The sequence below is a fragment of the Parvibaculum sp. genome, assembly GCF_049671045.1.
Classification (GTDB): Bacteria; Pseudomonadota; Alphaproteobacteria; order Parvibaculales; family Parvibaculaceae; genus Parvibaculum.
The window spans coordinates 1-26,643 of the sequence record NZ_JBATUH010000123.1 but is presented as its reverse complement, the minus strand read 5'-3'; the positions used below and the strand labels follow the sequence as shown (position 1 = coordinate 26,643).

Sequence of the window (26,643 nt, the reverse complement as noted above, 5' to 3'; positions counted from 1 at the left end):
CCGCAAACTCACCCTCACCTTCTTTCCCCGGCACGATGACTGACATGCACTATGACGACCCCGCAGCCCTTGCCGACGACATCATCGCGAAGGTCGGAAAGAAGATCGTCCTTGCCCTGCCGCTCGGCCTCGGCAAGGCGAACCATGTGGCGAATGCGCTCTATGCCCGCGCGGCGGCGGACAGCTCTCTCAGCCTCACTATCGTCACGGCGCTGACGCTGGAAAAGCCCCGTCCCTCCGGCGAGATGGAGCGGCGCTTCATGGGCCCCGTCATCGACCGGCTGTTCGGCGGCTATCCCGACCTCGCCTATGCGAAGGCGCTGCGGCAGGGCGCGCTTCCCGCCAATATCGAGGTGCATGAGTTCTTCTTTCTGGCCGGGCGCTGGCTCGGCGTGCCGCGCGCGCAGCAGAACTATATCGCCGCCAATTACACCCATGCGCTCGCCTGCATTCTCGACCGCAAGCCGAATGTCGTCGCCCAGCTCGTCGCCAGGCGCGATGGCGAGGGCGCGGCCCGCTACAGCATGAGCTGCAACACCGACCTCACCATCGACATTCTGGCCGCCCGCAATGCAGGCAAGGCCGAATTCATCTTCGTCGGCGAAGTGAACAGCGAGCTTCCTTTCATGGAGCATGAGGCCGAGATCGCGCCGGGCCAGATCGATTTCATCCTCGACAGCGAGGCGACCGACTTCCCGCTCTTCGCGCCGCCCAAGGAGCCCGTGAACCTGACGGACTACGCCATCGGCCTGCAGGCCGCCCGTCTCGTCGCCGATGACGGCACGCTCCAGATCGGCATCGGCTCCATGGGCGATGCTGTGGCGCATGGCCTCATTCTCCGGCAGCAGGGAAATGGCGCCTTCCGCGAGGCCGCCGAAAGGCTCTCTCCTTCCCGCGCATCGACATTGCAGCCGCATGAAGCTCCCTTCGAGATCGGGCTCTTCGGCTCGAGCGAGATGCTTGTCGATTCCTTCCTTGATCTGATGAAGGCTGGCGTCGTGAAGCGCGAAGTCGACGGCGCGGTTCTTCATGGCGGCTTCTTTCTCGGCCCGCGGAGCTTCTATCGCGCCTTGCGCGAAATGCCGGACGACATGCGCGCGAAGATCCGCATGAAGGCCATATCCTATGTCAATCAGCTCTATGGCGATGACGAGCCGGCAAGGCGCGCGGCGCGGAAGAATGCGCGCTTCATCAACAGCGCGATGATGGTGACGCTGCTCGGCGCGGTCATCTCCGACGGGCTCGAGGATGGCCGCGTCGTCAGCGGCGTCGGCGGCCAGTATGATTTCGTGGCCCAGGGCTTCGCGCTCGAAGATGCTCGCTCCATCATCACGCTCCGCGCCACGCGCGAAAGCGGCGGCAAGGCGGTGTCCAATATTCGCTGGTCCTATGGGCACGTGACCATTCCACGCCATCTACGCGACATCGTCGTCACGGAATATGGCGTCGCCGATCTGCGCGGCAAGACGGACCGCGATGTCGTCGCGGCGCTTCTCGCCATTGCCGATTCCCGTTTTCAGGCGGAACTTCTGGAGGCGGCGAAGAAAGCCGGAAAGATCGAGACCGGTTACGAAATCCCTGCCGCCTTCCGCGACAACACGCCTGCGCGGATTGAGCGCGCGCTCGCGCCGTTTGCGAAACAGGGGCTACTCCCGCCCTTCCCCTTCGGTACCGATCTCACGCCCATCGAGCAGCTTCTCCTGCCCGCGCTGGAGCGGCTCAAGGCCGCGTCCGCCTCGCCCATGGCGCTTCTGCGCCTCGCACTTCGGGGCCTGTCCGGCCCGGAACTCACGCCCGATGCGCGGATCGCGCTCGGCCGCATGAGGCTCGACCAGCCCTCGGGCGTGAAGGAGCGCTTCTATGGCGCGCTGCTGCGCGGCGTGCTTGCCGATAGCTGAAATTCGCCTCAGCGCACGGAGAAGGCGACGGGGCCAACCATTTGCGGCCCGCCCGGAGTTTCGATCCGCGCTTCGACCGCATAGCTCCCCCGCCTGACGGGCCACATGAATTCGCCACCGCTGCTCTTGCCGGCGATCTCGCCATTGACGAGCCATGTCACCTCGTCGTGCCTGTCCACGCCCGCGAGCGCGAAGCGATAGAGCTGCCGGTCGCCGGGCAGGCGCGGATCATAGGCAAGGCGCAGATTGGGCGTCGGGCTCAGAATGGAGGGGCCGGGCGCCTCTCCCCTCGCCGCCGCGAGGCGGGCACCGCCCTTCGCATGGAAATCGAAAATCTGTTCGCAGCCGCTCTGGCCATAGGCGCAACTATCCGACAGAACGAGATCGTCCGCGAGCGGCAGCGCCTTCGTATTCCCGTCGCGATTGAGATAGGCGAAGAGGCCGCGCAGCACGAGCGCAGGTCCCGTCGAACCTGTGATGCCATCCGTCGGCGTCTGGTCGAGATTGCCCATCCAGATACCGACGACATAGCGGCTGTCGAAGCCCACAGACCAGGCGTCCCGATAGTCCGTCGAAGTTCCGGTCTTCACCGCCGTCTGCACCGGCAGGTTCAGCGTCGAGTAGCGGCCGAACTCCATGACGCGCGCCCAGGGGTCGGAGAGCACATTGCCGATCATCGTCGCCGCCTCCGCGCTCATCACGCGCGCAGCTTTCGGCGTCGGCCGCGCATCCGCAACGGCCCTGAGCGGCACCGGCACGCCGCCATTGGCAAGCGCCGCATAGCCGCGCACGAGCTCCAGCAACGACACCTCGCCATTGCCGAGCGCGAGCCCGTCGCCGTAGAAACCCGCAGTTCGCGTCAGGCTTGCAAAGCCAAGCGAGCGCAGAAAATCGAGATAGCGGTCCGGCCCGACAAAGTTCACGGCGTGAATTGCTGGAATGTTAAGCGAATTGCCGAGCGCCTGGCGCACGCTCACCTCGCCATAGAATTGATGGCTGTAATTGTTGAAGCGATGAAGCCCCGTCCCGACGGCCTCCGAATATGGCGCATCCTCCATGCGCACGGCCGGCGACCAGCCCGCATCGAAGGCGGCGGCGTAGAGAAAGGGTTTGAGCGCCGAGCCCGGCTGGCGGGGAATGAGAACGGCGTCGAGAAAACGGCCGGGCGTTGCGCCCGCCGCGTCGGCGCCCGCCACGACCCAGGCGAGAATTTCGCCGCTCCTGTGATCGACGACAAGGACCGCGCCATTATGGACGCGGCGCGGCGCAAGGCTCGCCAGCCGCTGGTCGAGCAGGTCCTGCGCGAATTCGACGAGGCCCGCATCGAGCGTCGTCGCCACGCGGCGCGGACCCGCCGCTGCCGGCGCATCAGCTTTAAGCTGCCGCTCGACATAATTGCGAAAATGTCCGATGGCGGAGCGTCGCGGCGGCGATTGCAGATCGAGATTTGCGTCGATCACCCGCTCCCACTCGCTGGCTGGCAGAACGCCCGCGCGTCGCATGGCGGTGGCAAGGCGAATGCTGCGGCGGTCGAGGATTTTCGCACCGCCGCGATAGGGATCGAGGCCCGAAGGCGCGCGCGGCAGGATTGCCAGCGCGATCATCTCGCGCGTATCGAGCGTATCGAGGTCGCGGTTGAAATAGTAACGCGCCGCATTGGCGACGCCGCGCCGGTTCGCGGCATAGGGCACCTGGTTCAGATAGAACTCCAGAATGTCCGCCTTCCTGTAGCGCGCCTCGAGCCTTCGCGCGTCGAACCCTTCGAGCCATTTCGACCAGAGCGTGCGCGGCCTCGGCACGATCATGCGCACCACCTGCTCGGTGATGGTGCTCGCGCCGCGCACGTTGCGGCCGGAGTGCAAGCCCTGCCAGAGCCCATGCGCGCGCGCCAGCCAGTCCACGCCGCGATGCTCGTGGAAGCGGCGATCCTCGGCGACGAGTACCGCCTCCTGCATCCGCCTCGGCACGCGATAGAGCGGCACCTGGTTCTGGATGTTCCAGTCGCCTGCCTCCTCGGTCAGTATTTTCCCGTGCCGGTCGAGCAGGATGTTGGCCGCGACGCGGGGGCCGAGCGTCAGGGCGCGCTCGTCGGCAAGCCCCGCCCATGTCGCCACGGCGAGCGCCGCCACGAGCATTCCCATGCCGAAGCCCGCCCAGCGCCGCCATGACCACTCATTAGGTCTTGGAGGCGTCCATTCGAGATTTGTCCAGCTCCAGACGAGCCAGCTCATGGCTTACGGCTTCTCCTTCACCAGCAGACTTCCCGGCACGCCGAGGCCATAGACTTCCGGATCATAAAGCTCTTCGGCCTTTACGCCCGGACGCTGGAAATCGCCGGCCGCGATCGCCTGCGCCACATAGCTCAGATGGTAATTGCCGGCGTCGAGATAATCCGAATAGAAGCGCACGCTGTCATGGCGCAATTCCTGATGATAGAAGGACCAGTAACTCGCAGCATATTCGATCCAGTCCTTGTAGCGGTTCCACCAGCTTCCTTCGGGCCGCTGGATTTCAGCTTTCGCCGCATCGACGCGCGAGGCCGTGGCGAGATCGCGGTTGACGGGTTCGAGCCCGCCCGGCACCGGATCGTTGACGACGACAAAGGCGCGCGCCGCGGGCAGCGACAGATAGAGATCGACGCGCACAAGCTCGCCGCGCGCGATTTCCGCCTTGTCGCCGAGCAGTTCCCATTTGCCGTTGCGCTCGACGCTATATTCGCGCCGCACCTCGATGCCGCTATTGACGGCCGAAGACGAGATGTCTGTCGGCGCGTAAGAAAGCCGCGTCGCATAATAGAGACGCCCATCGCCCTCGCGGGCGATCCCGACCTTCGCCTCGCGGCCAGGGTCGCTCGCGCCGATTTCGTGTGTCAGCGTCGCGGGCGCCGACTTGACGCCCTTCAGCTCGGCGCTCCCCATCGGCTCGCCATCGAGCGTCACCGTCGCCTTGATATCGGGCGCGACGCGCTCATAGGCCGAGGCATAGTCGATGAGTGCATTGGTGCAGAACATATTCTCCTGCGTATTCGCCCAATAGCCCTGCGACTTCTGCTCCTGCGAAATGGCGCGCACGAGCTTGAACGCCATGTTCTCGATGCGACCCTTCTGGTCCTCCTGTCTTCCATAGGCGACGAGGCTCGAAAGGATCGCGCAATTGTCGCGCATCGGCGTCGAGAGGATCCGGTTGAAGCCTTCGCCCGTCTCCTCGCTGAAAAGGAACTTGCCGGATGTCTGGTTCGAATGGGCCAGAATGATTTCGGCAAGCTCGTCCGAAAGTTTGCCGCCATTCGCATCGCCGAGCGACAGCGCCGCCTGCAGCGCCATTGCATTGCCGAAGAGCCCCATCGTCTTGAAATGCGGTCGCAGCCGCTCGATGTCCCTCTCCGTCACCTTGCCGCGCTGGGCGAGCGCCGCGAGCGCAACCGCGCGCACCGAGGCCGTCATGTTCTGCGAATAATATTTCGGCGCCAAATCCTTCCGCAGGAACTCGCCCAGATAGTCCTGGAGCTTCGCATCCACCGCCTCGGGTATCTCGACGCCGCGCTGCCTGAGCCAGCCAAAGGCAAGCGCCGTATAGGCGGAGAGATAGGGATCGGCGCGCTCACTGGAGGGCACCCAATAGGCCATGCCACCATTCGGCGCCTGATAGTCGGCGGCGCTCGCCACCATCTCCTTCAGCACATTCGCCGCGTCCTGCCATTTCATGTCGGCGGGCAGATAGTTTTCGAGCGCGGCATAGTTCGCCGCCATCACCGCCTTCGTCACCCGCTGCTCCCAGCAGAAGAAGGGATAGTCGGCGATGAAGCGGAAGGCGCCCGCGACATCGGTCACGACCGTCGGGCTCAATATGACGGACAGATCGCCCGCATCGGGCCTCATCGCCTTGGGGAAGGCGACCGGCACGGTCACATCGTCCTTGTCCGTCGTGCCGTAGAGCGCGGCGGTGACAAGGCCGTTCCGTTTCCCGACGGGCAGCGCATAGGCATAGGCATCGCGGTCGGTTTCGTCTCCCGCCGTAACTCTGAATCCGATCTCACCCTTCCCCACATTGCGTTTCAACGCGACGCGGCCCGCCGCCAGCGGCATGAAAACAGTCGTCCGCTGATAGGGATCGAGCTCGACCTCACGTTTCAGGCTCTGCGGCACCTCGCCTTCGAGCGTGCCGTTCACCGCGATCTCGATGGCGATCTTCCGCTTCTTGTCCGTCCGGTTCATGACGCTGAACCCGGCGGAGAATTTGTCCTCCTCCATCACCTGGTTCGGCATCACCGGGCGGATTTCCGTCGGCCGGTTCACCTTGAAGTCGCCTTCGCCAAGGCCGACGCGATCGGTCGGCGTCGCGCCGATGACGAGAACGCGCCAGCCCGTCAGATTGTCGGGCGCATCGAATTCGACGCTCGCATTGCCGTTTGCATCCGGCAGGACCGAGGGGTTCCAATAGGCGACATATTTCGAATCTTCGCGGAACTTGAAGTCCGTACCGCCATCGCCGCCGGGATTGGCGCCCTTCTTTTCGAATTTCTGCCGGCCGACGAGCTTGAGCAGCAGGTTGTAGTTGCGCACGTCGAGCCCATCGAGACGGTAAAGGCCCTTGTAAGGATCGAAATACGCCTTGCCGCCGGTCACGAGGTCGAAGACCGCCTGATCGAGCACGGCGACAGCGAGTTCGATCGGCTCCTTCTTCGCTTCATGCAGGGGCGCTGCATGAAGCGCGACCTTGACCTTTTCGCCGGGCCTGTAGTCCGCCCGCTCGGCCGTCGCCTTCACCGAAAGAAGGTTGTAGGGATCGACGACCGGCACGGCGACATAGCCCATGCGGAAGGCGGGCTTGCCGAGATCGACCATGTTCTCGCCGAGCGGCTTGTCGACGCGCGGACTCATGAGAATGACCGAGACATAAAAGCCGGGCGCATATTCCGGTTTCACCGGAATTTCGACGATGGGCGTCGAGGTGGTGAAAGTCTCGACGAAGCGGTCGATGACGCCATAGCGCTCGACGGTGATGAGCGCCTTCGCGTTCGGATAGGAATTCTTGATGAGATAGCGCGCCGTCTCGCCGACCTTGTAGGACGGCTTCTCGGGAAACATCTGCAATGCCGTGTCCGGCCCGCCGTCCCAGAGCACCACGTCGGCGCCCACCACCCAGAAGTCACTGGCGGCGATATGCGACTTGCCCTTTGTGCCCTTGACCGTCGCGGTGATGCGATATTCGCCCGCTTCCTTCGGCGTGACGCTGCATTCGGCGGGCGCGGCCTCCGGCGTTCCCCGGCAGTCGCCTACTTTCTCCCAGCTCGTATTGTACACGGTCTGATAGGCGTTGCCCGCGGACTTCACCCGCGCGGCGGTCACCTTCTTCAGTTCGATCTTGAGATCGACCGATGCGCCCTTCACCGGCGTCCCGTTCTCATCGACGACGATGTAGCCGTAGGTCGCGGGCTTGCCTGCCTGATAGAGCCACTCCTTCGGCTTCAGGCCGACGAAGCGGTCCGTCGCGGCGAAGGTCGCCTCCACCGCATTGGCGACGTTCTTGCCGCGATCGTCCATGACGGCGGCCTCGAAGGTGAGGTCGCCGTAAACGTCGTTGCCCTGATCGGGAATCGCGATCGTGGTTTTCGCAATGCCCTCGGCGTCGAGCGGCTGTTCGATCTGGGCGATCATCCTTTCGTAGCTCGAGGTTTCGAGATCGCTGCGCGAGAAATCGAAGCCCGCCGCAACGGGATGCGCCGAAGACATGGGGCGCGGTGCGAACATCGCCGTGATGCGCGCGGTCGCATTCGTATAGGGCCCGCCCGAGTGAAGCTCGGCCTTGCCCTCCACCTCGACCGGCGCGGAGGGCCCGAACACCTTGCCATTGACGCTCGTGGTCACGCGGAAGGATGCAGGCGTGAAATCGCTGACGAGCACCTGCATCGCCTTCCAGGCAAACCAGCCGGAAGGAAGCGCGCCTTCGGCCGTTGCGTCCGTTCCGCTGCCGTCCTCCGATCCGTCTGTCTCCTCCTTCGCATTGGCGTTCAGCTTCTGAAGCAGGCGAAACTTGTACCAGCCGACCGCGCCGGTCTTCGGCACGGTCACAGTGCCGTCGGTGGCGCCGAATTCGCTGAGTGCGATCTTCCTGATGTCCGCCACGACCTTGCCGGTCGGATCGACGAGCTGGAGGCGATAGATCGACGGCGGCGCCGCCACAAGCCCTTCATTGCTCTGCCCACGAACGAATATCTTGTACTGAATGGCATCGCCCGCGCGATAGACGCCTTGCGCCGTCGTGCCCCAGACGCGCATATGCTCCTGCGCGGACATTTCCATCGGCCACACCTGCTCGCCGGAAGCGCGATAGGTATCGGCCTCGAACTGATAGTTGATCGGCAGGATCGCGAGATCGTCGCCCTTCTCGACGCGTACCGTCAGCGCCTTGTCGCAGACCGACTGATAGACGCCCGGCTCCTGCGCGACGCCGGGGAGAACCGCAAGGCCATTCTCGTCGGTCGTCGCCATGGCCTCCACGCGCTCCGGCTCGTTCCATTTGGCCGGCGCCGTGCCTTCGCATACGGCGGCGCTCAGCGCAGGGTCGCGGTAGCTCAGCACGCGCGCGCCCGCCACCGGCGCGGCCGTCGCAAGATCTGCGACCCAGACCAGCGTGTTGAAATGGCCGACCTTCACATGAACGCTGAAGGGCGTCACCTGCGCGAAGAGAAGGCCGGGCTTTTCATATGGCAGCTTCGGCGTCGTCGAGAGCTTGCCGAGAATGGCGCCGGAGCGCCCTTCCAGCATCTCACGCACGCCGAAGGGAACCGCATATTGCACGTTGCGGATCGGATCGAGCTTCTCGCTCGCGGCAAGACCGTTCTCGATGCCGCCCACGCGCAGGCGCGAATAGGTGAAGTCGCGGCTCGTCAGGTTGTTGACGTAGAGCGGCACTTCGCTGTCGATGCCCTTTTCCAGCACTGCAATGCCGTTCGGCAGCTCGAAATTCGGCGGCCGGTTGTCCATCCGCCAGCGGACCGAAAGCGGTCCCTCAAGCTTGCGGCCGAAAATATCGACGATCATGCCTGTGTCGCCGGGTTTCAGCGTCGCTTCGTAATCGCGGTCCGAGCGCAGATAGACCGGGAAACGCGCCGAATATTCGTCGCCCTTCTGGCGCCCCTTCCAGTTGTAATAGCCGTCCGTCTGCTCGGGATCGACATTGGCCCAGGGATCGCTCTCGGCATCGGCTTTCGGCAGTTCGGGCGAGAGCTGGACGTGATCGCGGATCTCCTTCGCGCGCACCGGCGAGGTGAAAAGCAGCCGGACGAGATTCCACGGGCCGCAGGCGCCCGCTGGCGGGTTCGCCTCGTCCGGCCTGATGACGAGTTTGCTGCCATCGTTGCGCGTGCATTTCAACCCGGCAAAGCGGAAGTCTCCGAAGGTCGCGAAGGCCTGCACCGTCTGGTCGATGACGCTGCGCTCCGGCCCAAGGCCCGAAACGAGCCCCGGATGCATGACGAGTTCGGCCTCGGTGTCGAGCGGCAGCGGCGCTTTCGGCGTCACCAGCCATGTGCGGCGCGCCCATTCCTCCGTTCCCGGAACGGATTCCGGCCGGAACCACGGGAGGTAAGCGAGAAGCCGCCGGAAGAAGCCGGCTATTCCCGGCTCGCGCTCCACCTTTACCAGCGCATCGTCCGGCGCCTTCGACCAATCCGGCCCTTCCGAGGCGTGCACCGCGCGCGTGCCCGCCCTGTCGCCCTTCCATGAGAATTCGAGGCGGTTCACCACCGTGTCGCGGCGCACCGGCTGGTTGAAGGTGACGAGGATCGCCGGTGCGCCTGGCCCCGCCCATTCGGAGAACTCGGCCCGGTCGAGCGCCACGCGCATGGTCACGAATTCGTGCTGGAACGGCCCGGCCAGCGTCGTTCCATCCTCGGCCTTGATCCCCGGATTGACCGTCATGCGGTAGCGGGTCGAGGCCTTCAGCGCATCCGCTTCCCTGAGTTCGCATGCGAGCGCGCTTTCATTGAGCCAGCGCCACTCGCAATTGAGCTTCGGCTCGATCTCGACGGGAATTTCCGCCGCCGTCCGCTCCATGCGCCCGAGCGGCACGACGGGCCGGTCGAACTCGATGACGATCTGCCGCTCGGCGGGCACATCCTCGCCCGAGGGCGTGATGCGGGCGACGGCGAGATTGCCCTCGGCCGCCTGCGCCGCCATGCCCGCCGGATCGGGCGAGAGGATGAGCGCAATGGAAAGGATAAGGGCGAGCAGGGAGAGCCGGGGGATCAGATGCATGGATGAGCCTTCGCTGAACTCCTCGAATGTGCCGAGCATAGCATGCGGCCGCCGCCTCATGACAGGCGGACGGCCTCGCTCGCCACATGCGACCGCGAAGACTAAGTGGGAAAAAAGCGGCGGGGATATGACACCGGGGACGGACGAAACGGGTTATCCCCAGATTTTCGTCCATCCTTCCGATAGAGATCGGCGAGCCGCGTGCCCCTATCCCCCGATCCAGCCCAGCGCGCGTCGGAAAAGCCCGATGGTGGAGGCATGGAGCATGTCGCCCGTTTCCTTCGGCGCCTTGCCGGCCGAGGCACGGGCATGTGTTCCCTCGAGAATGATGCCGAGCTTGTAGCAGGCGAGGACCGCGTACCACTCGATGGCGGAGAGATCGCGCGTCGAGCCCTCGGCGTAGCGGGCGACGAGATTGGAGGCTGCCGGAAAGCCGTCCCACGGCTTCACCCCGACCGAGCCCGTGCTGCCGCGCCCTTCTGGATCGGGCCATGTCGCCATCAGCCAGCCGAGGTCGATGAGCGGGTCGCCCACTGTCGTCAGCTCCCAATCGACGATGGCGGCAAGCTCCGGCCCGTCGAAGCGGTACATCACATTGGCGAGGTGATAGTCGCCATGGATGATGCCTGGGCTGAACGACGAAGGCCGATTGGCGTCGAGCCAGTCCGCCACCCTGTCGATGCCGGGAATATCGCCCGGGCCAGGCCAGCCCGGATATTCGCGATAGCTCTCGAGCTGCGAGCGCCAGCGCGCCACCTGCCGCTCGAGATAATTTGCGACCTTGCCGAGATCGGCGAGGCCCGCGGCGACATGATCGACGCGGCCGAGCGCCGCCGCGCCATCGGCGATCGCAAACCCCATCCGGCGGCGAATGTCCGCATCGCCCGCATGGAGCGGCGGCAGGCCGACGGTCGCGTTGAACCCTTCGACCGGCTCCATCAGATAGAAGGCCGCGCCGAGCACGTCCTCGCGCGGACAGGCCGCGATGAGGCCCGGATGTGGCACATCACTGCCCTTGAGCGCGGCGAGCACCCGCGCCTCGCGCCGCATCGTCTCGCTGCCGTTCATATGCGGGCGATGTGGTGGGCGGCGGAGAACGAAGCTGCGGCCGCCACGGCGGAATTTGAGAAGGATGTTCTGTGTGCCGCCGGCGAGCGGCTCCACATCGGTGAGGTCGCCCTTTTCGAGCCCCTCCTCATCCATCCATGCGCGGAGCTTTTCGAGATCGACGAGATCGGTCCAGTTTTCGAGCGCCATGACCTGCCTCAGGGAACCATGACAGTCTTCAGCACGCCCTGCTGGCGGGCATCGAAGAGGCGATAGGCTTCCGCGCCTTCGGAGAGCGGAAGCTCATGCGTGATGAACCTTTCAGGGCGCAAACGGCCATTGCGGATCAGCGGCACGAGGTCCGGCCAGTGGGATTGAACCGAACAGGTGCCGATGTGGAAGGTCAGCCCCTTCGCGAAGGCAAGGCCCATGGGGAATGCGAAGTCCCGCGTCTGGTTGACGCCGATGGCCGAGACATGGCCGCGCTTGCCCGCGAGCATGAGCGCCATCTTGATCGTCGCATCGGCGCCGACCGCCTCCACCACGCTGTCGAGGCCGCGTCCGCCGGTCGCTTCGGCGATGGCCTCGAGCGCGTTCGCGCCATCGACGGGCGTCGCTCCGAGCTGGGCGGCGATGGCCCTGCGCTCGGGCACGAGATCGATGGCGAAGACTTCCGAAGCGCCGAGCACGAAGGCGCTCTCCACCGCCATGAGGCCGATGGGGCCGAGCCCGACGATGCCGACCTTCGCGCCGGGGCGGATATTCGCATTGACGCAGCCGAACCAGGCGGTCGGCAGATTGTCGGTCAGCATCAGCGCCTGATCGGCGGTGATGCCTTCGGGGATGATGTGGGCGTTGAAATCGGCCATGGGAACGCGGATGCCTTCGGCCTGGCAGCCTTCGAGCCGATGGCTGAGGCCATAGCAGGCCGCTCCGCCCGTTTCGCACTGGTTGATGTTGCCCGCGAGACACGAGGCGCACGAGCCGCAGCCGACTGCCGCCGAGAGCATCACCTTGTCGCCCGCCTTGAGTCGGCGCACGCCGCGGCCCACCTCGACGACTTCGCCGACGGCTTCATGGCCGACGCAGAAGCCGAGATCCGGGCTGAAGCCCTCGCCGTGATAGATGTGGAGATCGCTGCCGCAGATGCCGCATTTGTCCATCTTCACGATGACGTCCGTATCGCCGGCGAGCTTCGGATCGTCGAAGCTCTCATAGCGGATGTCGCGCGGGCCCTGATAGAGAAGCGCCTTCATATTGTCTCTCCCCGTTTCAGGCGTTGCGCGCCATGAGCCCGCCATCGACCGGAATGGTAGCGCCGGTGATGTAGGAAGCGGCGGGCAGGCAAAGGCTCAAGGTGATATGCGCCACTTCTTCCGGGCGGCCATAGCGGCGGAGCGCCGTGCGCCGCTTGGCGTAAACATCCTTCTGATCGTCTGGGATCGCCGCCGTCATCCCGGTCAGGATGGGGCCGGGGCAGATGCAGTTGACCGTGATGCCTTCCTTGCCAAGCTCGACCGCCAGCGCGCGAGTGAGGCCGGTGACGCCCGCCTTCGCCGCTGCATAGGCGCTGTCCATCGCCGTTGCGCCCAGCGCCTCGGTCGAGGCGATGTTGACGATGCGCGGGCTCTTCGATTTCCGAAGATGAGGCAGCGCCGCGCGGATGACGCGCTGCTGCGCGGTGAGGAGCACGGCGTGCAGCCTCTCCCACACATCGTCATAGTTCGGATCGTCGATGGGGGCGAAGCCGGAAATGCCCGCATTGTTGACCACGATGTCGAGGCCGCCGAATTCGGCCGCGATGGCGGTGACGACGCCGCCGACCTCATCCTTGTCGGCGACGTTGAGACGCCACGCCTTTGCGCTGCCGCCGGACGCGGCGATGGCGCGGGCGACGGCTTCGGCGCCATCGGCCGAATAATCCGTCACCGCCACATTGGCGCCCTCGGCGGCGAAGACCTCGGCGGTGGCGCGACCCATGCCGCTCGCTGCGCCCGTCACCAGCACAGTCAGACCTCTGACCGACCTCACAGGTTCTGTCATGGCGACCTCACTTCTGCGCGTTGTATTCGGCGATCTTGAGCTTGCCGAGCTGTGACATATGCACTTCGTCGGGGCCGTCGGCGATGCGCAGGAAGCGGTTCAGCGTGAAGAAGGCCGCCACCGGCGTGTCGGCGCTCACGCCCATTCCGCCATGCGCCTGGATCGCCCGGTCGCAAACCGTCTGGGCCATTTGCGGCGCCACGATCTTGATCGCGGCGATGAGATCGCGCGCGACCTTGTTGCCATGGCGGTCCATCGCATCCGCCGCCTTGAACGTCAGAAGCCGCGCCTGCTCGATCTCGCAATAGGAGCGCGCGATGTCCTGGCGGATGCTGCTCTGATCCGAAAGCTTCTTGCCGAAAGCGACGCGGTTTTCGACGCGGCGCGCCATGATCTCCAATGCGCGCTGCGCCTGCCCGATCGAGCGCATGCAGTGGTGAATGCGGCCCGGCCCGAGGCGGCCTTGCGCGATCTCGAAGCCCCGGCCTTCGCCGAGAATGAGGTTCGACTTCGGCACGCGCACATTCTCGAGCCGGAGTTCGGCTTCGCCACCCGGCGAATTGAAGCTGCTGAAGACCGACTGGTTGCGGACGATATGCACGCCCGGCGTCTCGCGCGGGATGATGATGGTCGATTGCTGCTGGTGGCGCGGCGCCTGCGGATTGGTCTTGCCCATCAGGAGCAGGAGCTTGCAGCGCGGGTCCATGATGCCCGAGATCCACCATTTGCGGCCATTGATGACATAGTCATCGCCGTCGGCGCGGATTTCGGTTTCGATGTTCGTCGCATCCGACGAGGCAACCTGCGGCTCCGTCATCAGATAGGCCGAGCGGATCTCGCCCTCGAGCAGCGGCCTTAGCCACTGCTTCTGCTGCGCGGGCGTGCCGTATTTCGCCAGCACTTCCATGTTGCCCGTATCGGGCGCGGCGCAATTGAAGACTTCGGACGACCACGGCACCCGGCCCATGATCTCTGCTAGCGGCGCATATTCGAGATTGGTGAGGCCGGGGCTCCACTCGCCATATTCATGCGGCAGAAAGAGATTCCAGAGCCCTTCCTCCCTCGCCTTCTCCTTCAACTCATCGAGGCCCGGCCAATGCTTCCAGAGGTTGGCCGGATTGGACACCCAGTCGAAATGCGCCTGCTCGTTCGGATAGATGTGCCGATCCATGAAGCTTTCGAGCTTCGCGATCAGCGTCTTCACCTTGTCGGTATGTTCGAAATTCATGGATTGCCTCCCCGGCTGATTTCGTTGTTCAGAGAATGAGACCGCCATCGACCGGAATGGTCTGGCCAAGTACATAGGATGCGAGCGACGACGCCAGGAAGAGCGCGACGCCCGCCATGTCCTTCGGCGTGCCGAGGCGGCGCATCGGAATGCCCTGAAGGCTCGCCGAAAGGCGGTCGGGATTTTCCGTCGTCACCTTGGTGAGCTTCGTATCGACGAGGCCCGGCGCGATGCCGTTCACGCGGATGCCATCCTTCGCCCAGGCTTCCGCGAGCGTGCGCGTGAGGCCGACGGCGCCGGTCTTCGATGCGTTATAGGCCGGATTGCCGCGTGTCGAATGGAAAGCCGCGGTGGAACTGATCGTGATGAGCGAGCCCTTCGCCGCGGCGAGCATGTCGTGGAACTTGAGCGCGCAGGCCATGAGGCTGTTGACGTTGACGTCCATCACTTTCTGGAAGCCATCCATCCTGAATTCGCCGCGCTGATAAATGACGGTGCCCTGGCTCAGCACCAGCACGTCGAGCTTCTGGAATGGCGGCTGATATTTCTCGATCGCATCGAAATCGGAAACGTCCATGCGGTCATAATGAAGGCCCGTCATGTCCGAACCTTCTGCGGCGGAGTAGTCGGATGCCTTCGCCCGCGTGCCCCAGACATGGACGGCGGCGCCCTTCTCGCGGAAGGCTTGCGCGATCCCGTTGCCAATGCCGCTCGACCCGCCAACGACGAGTACAGTCTTTCCGGTGAAATCGAGTTCGGACATATGGCGCCTCCCCTTCTGTTTTTGACATTCTTGAATTAGGTCGTTTGGATAATATAATTGACGCGCGCCCTCCGGCAAATCATTCTTTGAGCATGGCGAAGACGTTACGTAAGGCACAGACGGGTGCGCGCGAGCAGATCAAGCTCGCGGCGCAGCGGCTTTTCGCGCTGCGCGGCATCGACGGGGTGAGCGTGCGCGAGATCGTCGAGGCGTCGGGCCAGAAGAACCACGGATCGCTGAGCTATTATTTCGGCACCAAGGAGGCGCTTGTGCGCGAGCTGGTGGCCGACGGCGCGAAGTTGATCGACAAGCGGCGCAATGATTTTCTCGACCGGCTGGAAGCGTCGGGCGGCCCCTCAAGCGTCCGCGAGGCGGTGGAAGCGCTTGTCTTTCCCTCGATCGGGCTTTCAGGCGAAACGGGCGAAGAGGAAGACACCTATATCCGCTTCATCGCCATGCTCGCCATGAACCATCGCGAGCTTTTCATGGATGCGCTGGAGAAGCGATGGAACTCCGGCTATCTGCGCTGCCTCGATCACCTGCGCAGACTCATGCCCGACATGCCAGCCGCCGCGAAGAACCAGCGCTTCGTTTTCATGGGCGCCTATATGAGCAGCGTGCTCTCGCTCCGCGAGGCGGCGCTGACGGATCGCTCCCGCCCGCATCCGAGCTGGAGTTCGGACGATACGCTCGAGCACTTCATGCAGACGCTGACCGCCATGCTCGAAGCGCCGCTCGAAAAGGGATTGTTCGCCGAGGCAGCGGGCCCGCGCCGTCCGCGCAGCATTGTCGGCTCGATCGGCATGATCCTCGATTGAAACGCGAAAGGCGGGCGCGCCTCAGGCAGCCCTGCCCGCACTTCTGTCCATCGCCTTCGCGATGATGGCGCCCGCGCCCGCTATCGCCTGCCGCGCGGCACCGAGCATCGGATGGAAGAAGTGCCAGACATGGATCATCTCCGGCCAGATCTGAAGGTTCACCTCGACATCCGCCGCGCCCGCCCTTGCCGCGAGGCGAACGGAATCGTCGAGCAGCGTTTCCGCCGCGCCCACCTGGATGAGAAGCGGCGCAATGCCCCTGAGATCGCCATGGAGAGGCGATGCAAGCGGCGTTCGCGGATCGGCACCATTGAGGTAAGCCGCCGCCATGCCGAGAAGCCCGTCCTTCTGAACCATCGGATCGCGGGCCGCCTGCGACTTCATCGTCTCGCCGCTCGCTTCGAGATCGACCCAGGGCGATATGCAGAAGCCGCAGGCCGGTTGCGCGAGCCCCGCATCGCGGATCGCGAGAAGCGCGGCGACGGTGAGGCCGCCGCCCGCGCTGTCACCGGCGATGGCGATGTTGCCGGGCGCGAAACCTTGCGCCAGCAGAAAGCGATAGGCGGCGAGCGCATCGTTTACCGCGGCGGGAAAGGCATGTTCCGGCGCCAGACGATAATCGAGCGAGAGCGTGCGGGCGCCCGCCGCGCGGCCAAGCTCCGAGACGACATGCCGGTGGCTTCTGACCGAGCCGATGACATAGCCGCCGCCATGCACATACAGGATGACGCGATCGGGCGCGCTGCCGGGCGTCACCGCCCATTCGGCGGGCACGCCCCCGGCACTCACCGCATCGAGCGCGACATCCGCCGCGGTCGGGAAGAGGCCGCCCATTTCGTCATAGGCTTTGCGCAGTTCGTGGATGTCCGTGGGAAATGCCGACTGGGCCAGCATGCTCCGGATAGCGACGATTTCCTGATTGGTCATTGTCTCCCCCCTCCCGCGTTCAGGGGAGGATGATAGACGCACAATCGGCCCGGCGCCATGCCCTCCCGGTTCCGGAAAATCCGCCTTTCGGCATGGGAGGGGAAGCCAGCGAGGGGCGGACCTCAGCCCGCCCGCGCCCGGCTCATTTCTGCTTCAATATCTCTTCTTCCACGTCGCGCAGGCGGTCCTTGCCGAAGAAGATCTCCTTGCCGACATAGAAGGTCGGGGCGCCGAAGCTGCCGCGCTCGACGGAGGCCGACGTATTCGCGATCAGCCTCTCCTTGACGTCCGTGTCCTGAATACGCGCCATGATATGCGCGCCATCGAGCCCGCCCGCGTCGAGCGCCGCGCGGATCACCTCGGCATCGTCCATCTTCAGCGATTGCTCCCACATGGCGCGGAAGACGATCTCCATATATTTCGGGAGCACGCCTTCCATCTCCGCGACGATGGCGCCGCGCATGATCTGCACCGTGTTCACCGGGAAGTGGGAATTGAACCTGAAGGCATCTAGCTTGTGGCGCGCGATGAAGCGCTGCATCTCGAGCGCCTCATATTGCGGCTTGTTCCTGATATTGCCGAAGGCGATCATGGGCGGCTGATTGCCGGTGAGCTTGAAGATGCCGCCGAGCAGGACCGGCACGTTCTCGAAGGCCACGCCTGTGCGCTTCTCGATTTCGGGAATGACTTTCCACGCCAGATATGAGTTCGGGCTTCCGAAATCGAAGTGGTGCTCCACCTTCACCATTACCAATGCTCCCTGTAAGGACGAATATCGAGTTCATGTGTCCAGGCGTCTCGCTTCTGGCTGTGCAACTGCCAATAGGTCTCGGCGATCGAGGCCGGGTCCATGAGCTGGTCGGGCGCGAGGTTCTTCAGCGCCTCCTCGCCCCCCGCCGCCTTGATCCGCTCGCGAACGAAGGCCGTGTCCACGCCCGCATCGATGATGAGATGAGCGACATGGATGTTCTTCGGGCCAAGCTCGCGCGCCATGCTCTGCGCGACCGCGCGAAGGCCGAATTTCGCGGAAGCGAACGCGGCATAGCCGACGCCGCCCCGGAGGCTCGCCGTCGCGCCGGTAAAGAAGATCGAGCCCTGCCCGTGCGGCAGCATGAGCCGCGCCGCCTCGCGCCCGGTCAGAAAGCCCGCATAGCAGGCCATTTCCCAGACCTTGCGGAAAACGCGCTCGGTCGTGTCGAGTAGCGGGAAATTTACATTGGCGCCGACATTGAAGATGCACACTTCGAGCGGCGCCACTTCATCCGCCGCATTGAGAAATTCGACGATCCCCTCCTCGCTGCGCGCATCGAGCGATCGGGCGACGCAGACGCCGCCTGCCGCCTCGATCTCCGTCTTCAGCGGCGCGAGCTTGTCGCCATTCCTGCGGCCGGCGACCACCTGATAGCCTTCCGCCGCAAACTTCCGGGCGATGGCCGCGCCGATGAAATCGCCCGCCCCCACAATCGCCGCCGTCGCGTTTCGTCTGGCTGCCATGCCTGTCCTCCTGCCAAATGTCAGGGCTAGGTAAGTTCCAAAATAGAACTATGTCAACCGCCGAGTTGCGATCGGCCGGCCGCCCGCGCAAATGGCCCTGTCTGACGGCCTGAATCCGGCCCTTACGCAATTCCGCTTCAGGGCTTAACGTCCCTCATTCACATCACCAGCAACGAGGTCGAGATGTCGGACGAAATCATGGAGCGCCTGCGCAAGAGCCCGCTTCCCTTCGCGGAGCTTCTGGGGCTCGAACTGGTCAGCGCGACGCCCGAATGCGTTGAGGCGCGGCTTCCGGTCCGCAAGGAGCTTTGCACCGTTCCCGACATCATGCATGGCGGCGCCATCATGGCGCTCGCCGATACGCTCGGCGCCATCGGCACCGTGCTCAATCTCGATCAGGGCGCCTCGACCACCACGGTCGAGAGCAAGACGAATTTCCTCGCCGCCATACCGCTCGGCGAAACCGCGCATGCTATCTCGACGCCCGTGCATCGCGGAAGGAAGCTCATGGTCTGGCAAACCCGCATCAGCCGCGACGGTGGCAAACTCGCCGCCATCGTCACCCAGACGCAGCTCGTGCTCTGAGGCAGGCAAGAGCGAGGCTCGACCCGCATGATGAATTGGCGCGGCATCGGCTTGGCGCTCGGCCTCCTCGCCGCTCTCGCGCTGCCGGGCGCGGCGGCGCGGGCGGCTGGCACTCCGCCGCTCGTCTTTGCGGCGGCGAGCCTCAAGGAAGCGCTCGACGCGGTGACGGCGGAATGGGCGCATGAAACCGGCAAGACGGTACGGATTTCCTATGCGGGAAGTTCGCTCCTCGCCAAGCAGATCGGGCAAGGCGCGCCGGCCGACCTTTTCATTTCCGCCGATCTCGACTGGATGGACTATCTCGATGCGCGCCATCTGCTGAAGGCGAAGTCGCGGATCGACCTTCTCGGCAACCGGCTCGTCCTCGTCGCGCCGAAGGGCTCCGCCGTATCACTCACGATCGCGCCCGGTGTCGACCTCGCCCACGCGCTCGGAACCGGCCGGCTCGCCATGGCCGACACGAGGGCGGTTCCGGCCGGGAAATACGGCAAGGCCGCGCTCGAAAAGCTCGGTGTGTGGGCGAGCGTCGAGAACCGGATCGCGCAGGCCGAAAACGTAAGGGCCGCGCTCGCCTTCGTCGCGCGGGGCGAAGCGCCGCTCGGCATCGTCTATCGGACGGACGCGCTGGCGGAGCCCGCCGTTCGGATCGTCGCGGTCTTTCCGGAGGACACGCACCCGCCGATCGTCTATCCGGCGGCGCTGACCGCGGCGTCCCGAAACGAGGATGCGGCCGCGTTCCTCGGTTTCCTCTCGTCGGCCCGCGCAGGCAAAATCTTCAAGGCGCATGGCTTCACCACATTGAAGTGAGGGGCGCTCGCGCGCCTTCGCCGCTCAGTTGCCGGCGCCCGCGCTTTTCAGCACCGACTGAACGACCTCCTCTAGCGATCTCAGAAAGCGCGAGCGATCCTCGCGGCTGAATGGCGGCGGGCCGCCCCTGACATCGCTCGTTTCGCGCAGATGCTGCATGAGGCCGCGCATGGCGAGCGCCATGCCGATGCTTTCCTCCGTGAACGGCTTTCCGTTGGCGTTCAGCACTTTCGCGCCGTGCTCGAGACAGCGCGAGGCAAGCGGAATGTCGGCGGTGACGCAGATATCCGCAGACCCGATGCGCTCAGCGATCCAGTCATCGGCGGCATCGGGGCCGTCGGCCACGACAATGGTGCGGACGAGCGGGTGACGGCTCGGCCTCATGCCGCCATTGCTGACGATGAAGACGCCGAGCCCGTGGCGCTCGGCGACACGCAGCACTTCCTCCTTCACCGGGCAGGCATCGGCATCGACATAAATTTCGGGAGTTTTGGGGCTGACGGTCATTCCGTTGTTTCCGGAGCGCAGGGTGTGGACCGGGGCTTTACCGCCCCGCAGATCCGCAGCGAGCGCTCATTTCCATTCCTTCACGCGCAATTTGGCCACTTTGGACCCCCAATCTAGCCGGATTCGACCTCGAACGATGCCGGGCCTTTCCTAAATTGCGGATAGCGAACGACAGAAGAGGCCCCCGATGAGCAGCCCCACCAATGCGGAGAAGATTTCCCGCACCCCCGACGATGTTTCGATTACGCCGCGCAACCTCGATTTCAGAATCGCGGATGTGCTCGCAACCGATTGGCATGGCGGCGAGGCCTTTCCCACTGCCTTCTACAATGCGCTCTCCATCATGTTTCCGGTTGGCGAAGAGCAGTTCATCAACGCCGTGAAGCACTATCGCGACAAGATCACGGACCCCGAGCTGCAAAGCCATATACGCGGCTTCACGGCGCAGGAGTCCATCCACCGGCGCGAGCATCAGAAGTACAATGAAGCGCTTTGCGCCGCCCGCTTCTATCCGCTCGACAAGCTCGAGGCGCCAATCCGCAACCGCATCGCCTGGGCGGACAGGAACCTGCCGCCCATCGCCCGCCTCGCGGCGACGGTCGCCTATGAGCACTGGACCGCGATCCTTGCCGACGCCCTGCTCCGCCGCCCGGAGCTTCTGGAAGGCGCCCATCCGGAAATGGTCGCGCTCTGGAAATGGCATGCGATCGAGGAAAGCGAGCACAAGGCGGTCGCCTTCGACGTCTATCGCGCCGTGGGCGGCACGAACTATCTGCGCCGGCGGATCATGCTTTTCGTCACCGTGCAGTTCTTTTGGGATGCGCTGCGCCATATGCGCATCATGCTGCGCGACTACCAGGGCTCGAAAACCCGGCTGTGGATCGGCGGCATCCGCTATCTCTTCGGCAAGGGCGGCGCGCTGCGCGGTCTGGGCAAGCCGTGGCGCGATTTCTTCCGGCGCGACTTCCATCCCTGGGATCACGACAATCGCGATGTCGTGGCCTCCGTCGCGCGGAATATTTCGGGCACTCCTCAGCCTGCGGAATAAAATGACGGGCGGGCGAGCGGACGGGCGGGAGATCCCGCGCTCGCCCGCGCCCCGCTTCGTCAGTCGAGCTTCGGGTGCCGCGTGTGCCAGTCCGTCGCCTGCTGGAAGGCATGGCCCGCGCGGCAGAGCACATCCTCGGCCATATGCCGCCCGACAAGCTGGAAGCCGATGGGCAGGCCGCGCGCGTCATGGCCGCCCGGCAAGGTGATCGAGGGATTTCCGGAAGCGTTGAACGGCACGGTGAAGCGCAGGAGCGAAGGCAGGCCCTGAACCGGGTCGGCCATCGCCGCATTCGCTTCATCCACCGTCGGCACGGTCGTCATGATCGCGGGCATGAGAATGACATCGACATCCTCGAAGACGGAAGCGAGCCTGCCCGAGAAGGCCCAGCGCTCCTTCTGCGCCTTGAAGAGGTCGACGCCCGTCACCGCCCGCCCGATTTCGAGGAGCCCGGTGAGGCCGGGGCTATATTCGCTCGCGCGCGAGGGGAAGGTCGCGGCGTGGCCTTCCGCCGCCTCCACCGTCATCAGCGTCAGCGCGTTGGCAAGAATGCCCGCGATCGAGGGAAGGGAAATCTCGCGGATGCGCGCGCCAAGCTCGCGGAAGACGGCGAGCGCTTCCTTGATGACGGCCGCCACCGCCTCGTCGGCACCATCGGTCGCATAGGACCAGTCGATGCCGATGCGAAGGCCGCTGATGCCGCCCGCAATGCCGCCCAGATAATCGGGCACCGGCTCGAGCCGCGCGGTCGGATCGTTCGCATCCGCGCCCGCAATGGCGCCGAGGATCGCGGCGGCATCGGCGGCGCTCCGCGCCATCGGCCCGATATGGTCGAGCGATTCCGCGAGCGGAAACACGCCATACCGGCTGACGCGGCCCCAACTCGGCTTGATCCCGGTAACGCCGCAGCTTGCGGATGGGAAACGGATCGATCCCGCCGTATCGGTGCCGAGCGAGCCGAAGCAGAGGCCCGCAGCCGTGGCGACGCCCGAGCCGCTGGACGAAACGCCGGTCCAGCGGTCGGCCCCCCAGGGATTGACGGGCGGAACGATGTCCGGGTGGTGATGGCCGGTCGCACCCTCGGTGAGCTGCAGCTTGCCGAGAATGACCGCGCCCGCGCGGCGCAGGCGCTCGACGACGGTCGCGTCATGGTCCGGCGTCCAGTTGCGATAGATGGTGGTGCCGGAGCCGGTTGGCGCGTCCTTCGTGAAGCAGAGATCCTTGACAGCGACGGGCACGCCATGGAGCGGCCCGCGATCCATTCCGCGGGCGATTTCGCTCTCCGCGCGGCGGGCATCGGCAAGCGCCGCCTCTTCCATCACGGTCGCATAGCTGTGGAGACGGGGCTCCAGACGCGCGATCCGGCCGAGCAGATCCTGCGTCACCTCGACAGGCGAAACGGCGCCCGTTCTGATCTCGCGGGATATATGCGTCAGGCTCTGATAGTGAATGTCGATGCTGCCCATAAGCGGCGCCTCCCCTCCTGCTCCGGCCGTATCTTTCCGTCGTACGGCGCTCCAGGCGGCATCATTGCAGCCATTGCATGCCGCTTCCAGAGTGAAGAGCGCGCGGGGGCGCGGGGCCTATTTCTGGCGTTGCGTGGCCTGACGCTGCAACAGATTGCCAGCGAAGATGACGCCGATGGCGACGCCGACGACGATGATCGTGGCCAGCGCATTGATTTCCGGCGTGATGCCGAACCTCACCTTCGAGAAGATCACCATGGGCAGCGTCGTGGCGTTGGGGCCCGAAGCGAAGCTCGCGATCACGAGATCGTCGAAGGAGAGGATGAAGGCAAGAAGCCAGCCCGCAACCAGCGAAGGCGCGATGAGCGGCAGGGTGACGGTGCGAAACACGTTGAAGGGACTTGCGCCGAGATCGAAGGCGGCCTCCTCGAAGGTGCGGTCGAGGCCGGCAAGCCGCGACTGGACGACGATGGCGACATAGGCGGACGAGAAGGTCACATGCGCGATCAGAATGGTGGTGAAGCCGCGCCGCGTCGGCCAGCCGATCAGGCTCTGCATCGCCACGAAGAGCAGAAGGATCGACAGGCCGAGAATGACATCCGGAAGAACGAGGCGCGAGGAGATCGACTGGATCATCACCGAGCGGCCGTAGAAGCGGCCGAAGCGGACCAGTGCGACCGCCGCCATGGTGCCCAAAATGACCGAGAGCGTCGCGTTCATGAAGGCGATGCGGAAGCTCAGATAGGCCGCGCCGAGCACCTGATCGTCGGTAAGGAGCGAGACGTACCACTTCGTCGAGAAACCCGCCCAGACGGTCACGAGACGCGACGCGTTGAACGAGAAGATCACGAGCACGACGATGGGCGCGTAGAGAAACACGAAGCCCAGCATCATGGAAATCAGCACGAAGGGGGAAAGGCTGGTGACTTTCATGGCTGCTCCGAACGCGCCTGATAATGCTGGAAGATCATGATGGGCACGACCAGGAACAGCATGAGAGCGATGGCCACCGCCGAGGCGACGGGCCAGGCCTGGTTTTCAAAGAACTCGTCCCAGATCACGCGGCCGATCATGGTCGTGCTCGGGCCGCCGAGAAGCGAGGGGATGACGAATTCACCGATCGCCGGAATGAAGACGAGCATCCCGCCCGCGATGACGCCGGGAATGGAGAGCGGCAGCGTGACCGAGAAGAAGGCGCGCGTGCGCGAGGCGCCGAGATCGGCCGCGGCTTCGAGCAGCGTGAGGTCCATGCGCGAGAGCGCCGCATAGAGCGGCAGCAGCATGAACGGCAGATAGGAATAGACAATGCCCACATAGATCGAAAAGGCATTGTTCATCATCGGCAGCGGATCGGTGATCAGGCCGATGGAAACTAGGAAATTGTTGATGATGCCGTTGTTCTTGAGAAGGCCGATCCAGGCATAGACGCGCAGCAGCAGCGAGGTCCAGAACGGCAGCACGATCAGAAGCAGCAGCGGATTGCGCCAGCTTTCCGGCACGCGCGCGACGCCATAGGCGACGGGATAGGCGATCAGGATGCAGATGCAGGTCGCGAAGAACGCGATCTTGACCGAATTCAGATAGGCGACGATGTAGAGCTTGTCTTCGAACAGATAGGCGTAATTGGAAAAATCGAGCTGCAACCTGGGCAGCCACCCTCCCTGGCTCCAGTCGAACAGCGGCGTGTATGGCGGGATACCGAGGATCTGTGTCGCGAAGCTGATCTTGAGAACGATCAGAAATGGCAGCAGGAAAAAGAGCGACAACCAGATCAGCGGAACGCCGATGACGATGCGCCTGCCCGTCAAACCAATACGGGCCAGCGACGACGCCAGCCCTTCGATCCACGAGGTATTGCCTTTACTCGCCATTGAACCCCCGGCGATGAGAAACCCCGGCGGCCACGCCGCCGGGGTTTGCTCTATTACTGTCCAGTCCGAATCGACGTCCAGGCGCGCGTCTGGAGCCGGGTGAACTTCTCCGACTTGGTCGGAACGGCGAACAGCTTATCCATCACTTCCTCGGAAGGATAGATGTTCGGGTCGTCCCGCACGGCTTCGTCGACCATCGGCTTGGACGACGGAACGGGGTTGGCATAGGCGACATAATTCGAGTTCGCCGCCTCGATCTCCGGCTGAAGGACGAAGTTGATCCACTGATAGGCAAGCTCGGGATGCGGCGCATCTTTCGGGATGGCCATGGTGTCGAACCAGATCAGCGTGCCTTCCTTCGGGATCGAATATTTGATCTCGATGCCGTTCTTGGCTTCGACCGCGCGGTTCGCCGCCTGGAACACGTCGCCCGACCAGCCGAAGGCCACGCAGATGTCGCCATTGGCGAGGTCGTTGATGTATTGCGACGAGTTGAAGTACTTGATGTAGGGCCGGATCTTCATCAGCAGGTCCTGAGCCTTCTGCAGGTCTTCGGGATTCTGCGAATTGGGATCGAGGCCGAGATAGTTGAGCGCGACCGGGATCACGTCGGTCGGCGAATCGAGCATGGTCACGCCGCACTTGGCGAGCTTCGAGACGACTTCCGGCTTGAAGATCATGTCGAGCGAATTGACCGGCGCGTTGGGCAGCACTTTCTCGACCGCCTTCACGTTGTAGCCGACGCCGTCCGTGCCCCACATCCAGATCACGGCATGCTCGTTGCCGGGATCGGCGGCGGCGACGCGCGCCATGAGCTTCGGATCGAGATTCTTGTAGTTCGGAATCTTGCTCTTATCGAGCTTCATATAGACGCCGGCCTTGATCTGGCGATCGAGAAACGGGAAGGCGGTCGGCACGACGATGTCATAGCCCGAATGGCCGGCCATGAGCTTGGCCTCCAGCGTCTCGTTGCCGTCATAGACGTCGTAACGCACCTTGATGCCGGTCTGCTTTTCAAACTTCGCCACGGTGTCTTCGGCGATGTAGTCAGACCAGTTGTAGATGTTGAGGACCTTGTCTTCGGCATGCGCGGCCACCGAAATCAATCCGGCGACGGCCATCGCGACGAGTCCCGTCCCGATTTTTCCAATCATGAGAAGCTCCGTTTCAGCCTCATTTCAGATGAAGGCAGTTCCCTGCCTCCGAGATAAAAGGCGGCGGAGGCTTGCAATTGCCCGCTCCAGCGCACAAGTGCGAGCCTCATCCCCCCATCCGCGTTCAATGCTAGCCTCTTTTTATGAAGCCAGCACCCCGCAATTTGGCTCCATGACGGCAATTTCACCTTGCCGCGACAGGCTGGCGCGTGCGGCGCTCCTGCAAATTCGCCGGAGCAAAAGATGGATTAAGTGCTTGCGGAATCATTTTATCTGCGGGCGGCGCTGACATTGCGCCGCGCGGATGCCCAAGGCTCCCGGACGCACCCGTCCGATCATCCGCACCCACCATGACCGGGGCTCCGTCCTGTCGGTCAGCGCGAGACGCCATGCCTTCCCGGCCAGTCGCGGGGCCGCCCTCTGCCCCCCATCTTCGGGGCGAATTCCCCTTCGCCCGAAGCAGGGCGGCCCCCGCGGCGGGCGCGCCCCTTTTTCCGGGCCGCGACGACGCGAAAGGCGGGATTTGTCTATTGAGGCACAGCCGGATAAAAGACCCCATTCCGGCAATTCGAGCCCGCAGGCCCCGCCCTCTTCCCGGGGCCCGGCCCCTCGCTCCAGACGAAAGGATTTGGACCCGTGCCTCCCTATCGTTCACGTACATCGACCCATGGCCGCAACATGGCGGGCGCGCGCGGCCTCTGGCGCGCCACAGGCATGACGGACAGCGAT

The 26,643-nt window shown here is 64.4% G+C and carries 20 protein-coding genes; 5 read left to right on the top strand and 15 right to left on the bottom strand.

What is annotated here, in order from left to right:
• The first annotated feature begins 44 nt into the window (after positions 1 to 44).
• The gene (locus WBG82_RS14705) at positions 45 to 1,898 is read left to right on the top strand and encodes an acetyl-CoA hydrolase/transferase C-terminal domain-containing protein (RefSeq protein WP_424425466.1); all 1,854 of its coding nucleotides are present in this window, start codon (positions 45 to 47) and stop codon (positions 1,896 to 1,898) included.
• An 8-nt stretch (positions 1,899 to 1,906) separates the two neighbouring features.
• Here the strand turns inward: WBG82_RS14705 and WBG82_RS14700 are convergent, their stop codons facing one another.
• The 7 genes from WBG82_RS14700 to WBG82_RS14670 form a co-directional block, all read right to left on the bottom strand.
• Positions 1,907 to 4,129, bottom strand: coding sequence for a transglycosylase domain-containing protein (locus WBG82_RS14700; RefSeq protein ID WP_424425464.1), 2,223 nt, complete (start codon positions 4,127 to 4,129; stop codon positions 1,907 to 1,909).
• 3 nt (positions 4,130 to 4,132) lie between these two features.
• Complete coding sequence (locus WBG82_RS14695; protein WP_424425463.1) at positions 4,133 to 10,195, bottom strand: alpha-2-macroglobulin family protein; 6,063 nt, start codon at positions 10,193 to 10,195, stop codon at positions 4,133 to 4,135.
• A gap of 168 nt (positions 10,196 to 10,363) precedes the next feature.
• Complete coding sequence (locus WBG82_RS14690) at positions 10,364 to 11,413, bottom strand: phosphotransferase family protein (protein ID WP_424425461.1); 1,050 nt, start codon at positions 11,411 to 11,413, stop codon at positions 10,364 to 10,366.
• Positions 11,414 to 11,421: 8 nt separating this feature from the next.
• Positions 11,422 to 12,459 carry an alcohol dehydrogenase family protein gene (locus WBG82_RS14685; RefSeq protein ID WP_424425459.1) on the bottom strand — a complete coding sequence of 346 codons (1,038 nt, stop codon included), beginning with the start codon at positions 12,457 to 12,459 and terminating at the stop codon, positions 11,422 to 11,424.
• A gap of 16 nt (positions 12,460 to 12,475) precedes the next feature.
• The gene (locus tag WBG82_RS14680) at positions 12,476 to 13,246 is read right to left on the bottom strand and encodes an SDR family NAD(P)-dependent oxidoreductase (RefSeq protein WP_424425457.1); all 771 of its coding nucleotides are present in this window, start codon (positions 13,244 to 13,246) and stop codon (positions 12,476 to 12,478) included.
• Between the two features lie 7 nt (positions 13,247 to 13,253).
• Complete coding sequence (locus WBG82_RS14675) at positions 13,254 to 14,474, bottom strand: acyl-CoA dehydrogenase family protein (RefSeq protein WP_424425455.1); 1,221 nt, start codon at positions 14,472 to 14,474, stop codon at positions 13,254 to 13,256.
• A gap of 28 nt (positions 14,475 to 14,502) precedes the next feature.
• Positions 14,503 to 15,237 (bottom strand): SDR family NAD(P)-dependent oxidoreductase, encoded by a 735-nt coding sequence (locus tag WBG82_RS14670; protein ID WP_424425453.1) that lies wholly within the window; start codon positions 15,235 to 15,237, stop codon positions 14,503 to 14,505.
• A gap of 92 nt (positions 15,238 to 15,329) precedes the next feature.
• On the opposite strand from WBG82_RS14670, the gene WBG82_RS14665 reads away from it, so the two are divergent.
• The gene (locus tag WBG82_RS14665; RefSeq protein ID WP_424425493.1) at positions 15,330 to 16,055 is read left to right on the top strand and encodes a TetR family transcriptional regulator; all 726 of its coding nucleotides are present in this window, start codon (positions 15,330 to 15,332) and stop codon (positions 16,053 to 16,055) included.
• A 21-nt stretch (positions 16,056 to 16,076) separates the two neighbouring features.
• Here WBG82_RS14665 and WBG82_RS14660 read toward each other — a convergent pair whose 3' ends face one another.
• The 3 genes from WBG82_RS14660 to WBG82_RS14650 form a co-directional block, all read right to left on the bottom strand.
• Positions 16,077 to 16,982 carry an alpha/beta hydrolase gene (locus WBG82_RS14660; RefSeq protein WP_424425451.1) on the bottom strand — a complete coding sequence of 302 codons (906 nt, stop codon included), beginning with the start codon at positions 16,980 to 16,982 and terminating at the stop codon, positions 16,077 to 16,079.
• A gap of 142 nt (positions 16,983 to 17,124) precedes the next feature.
• Positions 17,125 to 17,730, bottom strand: coding sequence for a 2-hydroxychromene-2-carboxylate isomerase (locus tag WBG82_RS14655; RefSeq protein WP_424425449.1), 606 nt, complete (start codon positions 17,728 to 17,730; stop codon positions 17,125 to 17,127).
• Entirely contained in the window at positions 17,730 to 18,476 is a 747-nt protein-coding gene (locus tag WBG82_RS14650) for an SDR family NAD(P)-dependent oxidoreductase (RefSeq protein ID WP_424425447.1), read from the bottom strand. Before WBG82_RS14650 ends, WBG82_RS14655 begins: the two co-directional genes overlap by 1 nt.
• A 183-nt stretch (positions 18,477 to 18,659) precedes the next feature.
• Here WBG82_RS14650 and WBG82_RS14645 point away from each other — a divergent pair, with 183 nt between their 5' ends.
• Positions 18,660 to 19,061, top strand: coding sequence for a PaaI family thioesterase (locus tag WBG82_RS14645; RefSeq protein WP_424425445.1), 402 nt, complete (start codon positions 18,660 to 18,662; stop codon positions 19,059 to 19,061).
• Positions 19,062 to 19,088: 27 nt separating this feature from the next.
• Positions 19,089 to 19,868, top strand: a complete 780-nt coding sequence (modA, locus tag WBG82_RS14640) for a molybdate ABC transporter substrate-binding protein (protein WP_424425444.1) — start codon at positions 19,089 to 19,091, stop codon at positions 19,866 to 19,868.
• A 24-nt stretch (positions 19,869 to 19,892) separates the two neighbouring features.
• Here modA and WBG82_RS14635 read toward each other — a convergent pair whose 3' ends face one another.
• Positions 19,893 to 20,375, bottom strand: a complete 483-nt coding sequence (locus tag WBG82_RS14635; protein WP_424425442.1) for a YaiI/YqxD family protein — start codon at positions 20,373 to 20,375, stop codon at positions 19,893 to 19,895.
• Positions 20,376 to 20,562: 187 nt separating this feature from the next.
• On the opposite strand from WBG82_RS14635, the gene WBG82_RS14630 reads away from it, so the two are divergent.
• Positions 20,563 to 21,423 carry a metal-dependent hydrolase gene (locus WBG82_RS14630; protein ID WP_424425440.1) on the top strand — a complete coding sequence of 287 codons (861 nt, stop codon included), beginning with the start codon at positions 20,563 to 20,565 and terminating at the stop codon, positions 21,421 to 21,423.
• Positions 21,424 to 21,482: 59 nt separating this feature from the next.
• Here WBG82_RS14630 and WBG82_RS14625 read toward each other — a convergent pair whose 3' ends face one another.
• From WBG82_RS14625 to WBG82_RS14610, 4 genes are all read right to left on the bottom strand, one after another.
• On the bottom strand, positions 21,483 to 22,889 hold the full coding sequence (locus tag WBG82_RS14625) for an amidase (RefSeq protein ID WP_424425438.1): 1,407 nt from the start codon (positions 22,887 to 22,889) through the stop codon (positions 21,483 to 21,485).
• 117 nt (positions 22,890 to 23,006) lie between these two features.
• Positions 23,007 to 23,822, bottom strand: coding sequence for an ABC transporter permease subunit (locus WBG82_RS14620; RefSeq protein ID WP_424425437.1), 816 nt, complete (start codon positions 23,820 to 23,822; stop codon positions 23,007 to 23,009).
• Entirely contained in the window at positions 23,819 to 24,760 is a 942-nt protein-coding gene (locus WBG82_RS14615) for an ABC transporter permease subunit (protein ID WP_424425436.1), read from the bottom strand. The genes WBG82_RS14620 and WBG82_RS14615 overlap by 4 nt, the downstream gene beginning before the upstream one ends.
• 53 nt (positions 24,761 to 24,813) lie before the next feature.
• Positions 24,814 to 25,914 (bottom strand): polyamine ABC transporter substrate-binding protein, encoded by a 1,101-nt coding sequence (locus WBG82_RS14610; RefSeq protein WP_424425434.1) that lies wholly within the window; start codon positions 25,912 to 25,914, stop codon positions 24,814 to 24,816.
• Positions 25,915 to 26,643: the final 729 nt, after the last annotated feature.

What these genes read in the sequence shown, in the direction of transcription:
- WBG82_RS14680 (WP_424425457.1), bottom strand. Translation starts at nt 13,246, where the DNA reads ATGACAGAACCTGTGAGGTCGGTCAGAGGTCTGACTGTGCTGGTGACG.
- WBG82_RS14705 (WP_424425466.1), top strand. Translation starts at nt 45, where the DNA reads ATGCACTATGACGACCCCGCAGCCCTTGCCGACGACATCATCGCGAAG.
- WBG82_RS14695 (WP_424425463.1), bottom strand. Translation starts at nt 10,195, where the DNA reads ATGCTCGGCACATTCGAGGAGTTCAGCGAAGGCTCATCCATGCATCTG.
- WBG82_RS14625 (WP_424425438.1), bottom strand. Translation starts at nt 22,889, where the DNA reads ATGGGCAGCATCGACATTCACTATCAGAGCCTGACGCATATATCCCGC.
- WBG82_RS14650 (WP_424425447.1), bottom strand. Translation starts at nt 18,476, where the DNA reads ATGGCAGCCAGACGAAACGCGACGGCGGCGATTGTGGGGGCGGGCGAT.
- WBG82_RS14685 (WP_424425459.1), bottom strand. Translation starts at nt 12,459, where the DNA reads ATGAAGGCGCTTCTCTATCAGGGCCCGCGCGACATCCGCTATGAGAGC.
- modA (WP_424425444.1), top strand. Translation starts at nt 19,089, where the DNA reads ATGATGAATTGGCGCGGCATCGGCTTGGCGCTCGGCCTCCTCGCCGCT.
- WBG82_RS14700 (WP_424425464.1), bottom strand. Translation starts at nt 4,129, where the DNA reads ATGAGCTGGCTCGTCTGGAGCTGGACAAATCTCGAATGGACGCCTCCA.
- WBG82_RS14675 (WP_424425455.1), bottom strand. Translation starts at nt 14,474, where the DNA reads ATGAATTTCGAACATACCGACAAGGTGAAGACGCTGATCGCGAAGCTC.
- WBG82_RS14645 (WP_424425445.1), top strand. Translation starts at nt 18,660, where the DNA reads ATGTCGGACGAAATCATGGAGCGCCTGCGCAAGAGCCCGCTTCCCTTC.
- WBG82_RS14690 (WP_424425461.1), bottom strand. Translation starts at nt 11,413, where the DNA reads ATGGCGCTCGAAAACTGGACCGATCTCGTCGATCTCGAAAAGCTCCGC.
- WBG82_RS14670 (WP_424425453.1), bottom strand. Translation starts at nt 15,237, where the DNA reads ATGTCCGAACTCGATTTCACCGGAAAGACTGTACTCGTCGTTGGCGGG.
- WBG82_RS14620 (WP_424425437.1), bottom strand. Translation starts at nt 23,822, where the DNA reads ATGAAAGTCACCAGCCTTTCCCCCTTCGTGCTGATTTCCATGATGCTG.
- WBG82_RS14655 (WP_424425449.1), bottom strand. Translation starts at nt 17,730, where the DNA reads ATGGTGAAGGTGGAGCACCACTTCGATTTCGGAAGCCCGAACTCATAT.
- WBG82_RS14665 (WP_424425493.1), top strand. Translation starts at nt 15,330, where the DNA reads ATGGCGAAGACGTTACGTAAGGCACAGACGGGTGCGCGCGAGCAGATC.
- WBG82_RS14630 (WP_424425440.1), top strand. Translation starts at nt 20,563, where the DNA reads ATGAGCAGCCCCACCAATGCGGAGAAGATTTCCCGCACCCCCGACGAT.
- WBG82_RS14610 (WP_424425434.1), bottom strand. Translation starts at nt 25,914, where the DNA reads ATGATTGGAAAAATCGGGACGGGACTCGTCGCGATGGCCGTCGCCGGA.
- WBG82_RS14615 (WP_424425436.1), bottom strand. Translation starts at nt 24,760, where the DNA reads ATGGCGAGTAAAGGCAATACCTCGTGGATCGAAGGGCTGGCGTCGTCG.
- WBG82_RS14660 (WP_424425451.1), bottom strand. Translation starts at nt 16,982, where the DNA reads ATGACCAATCAGGAAATCGTCGCTATCCGGAGCATGCTGGCCCAGTCG.
- WBG82_RS14635 (WP_424425442.1), bottom strand. Translation starts at nt 20,375, where the DNA reads ATGACCGTCAGCCCCAAAACTCCCGAAATTTATGTCGATGCCGATGCC.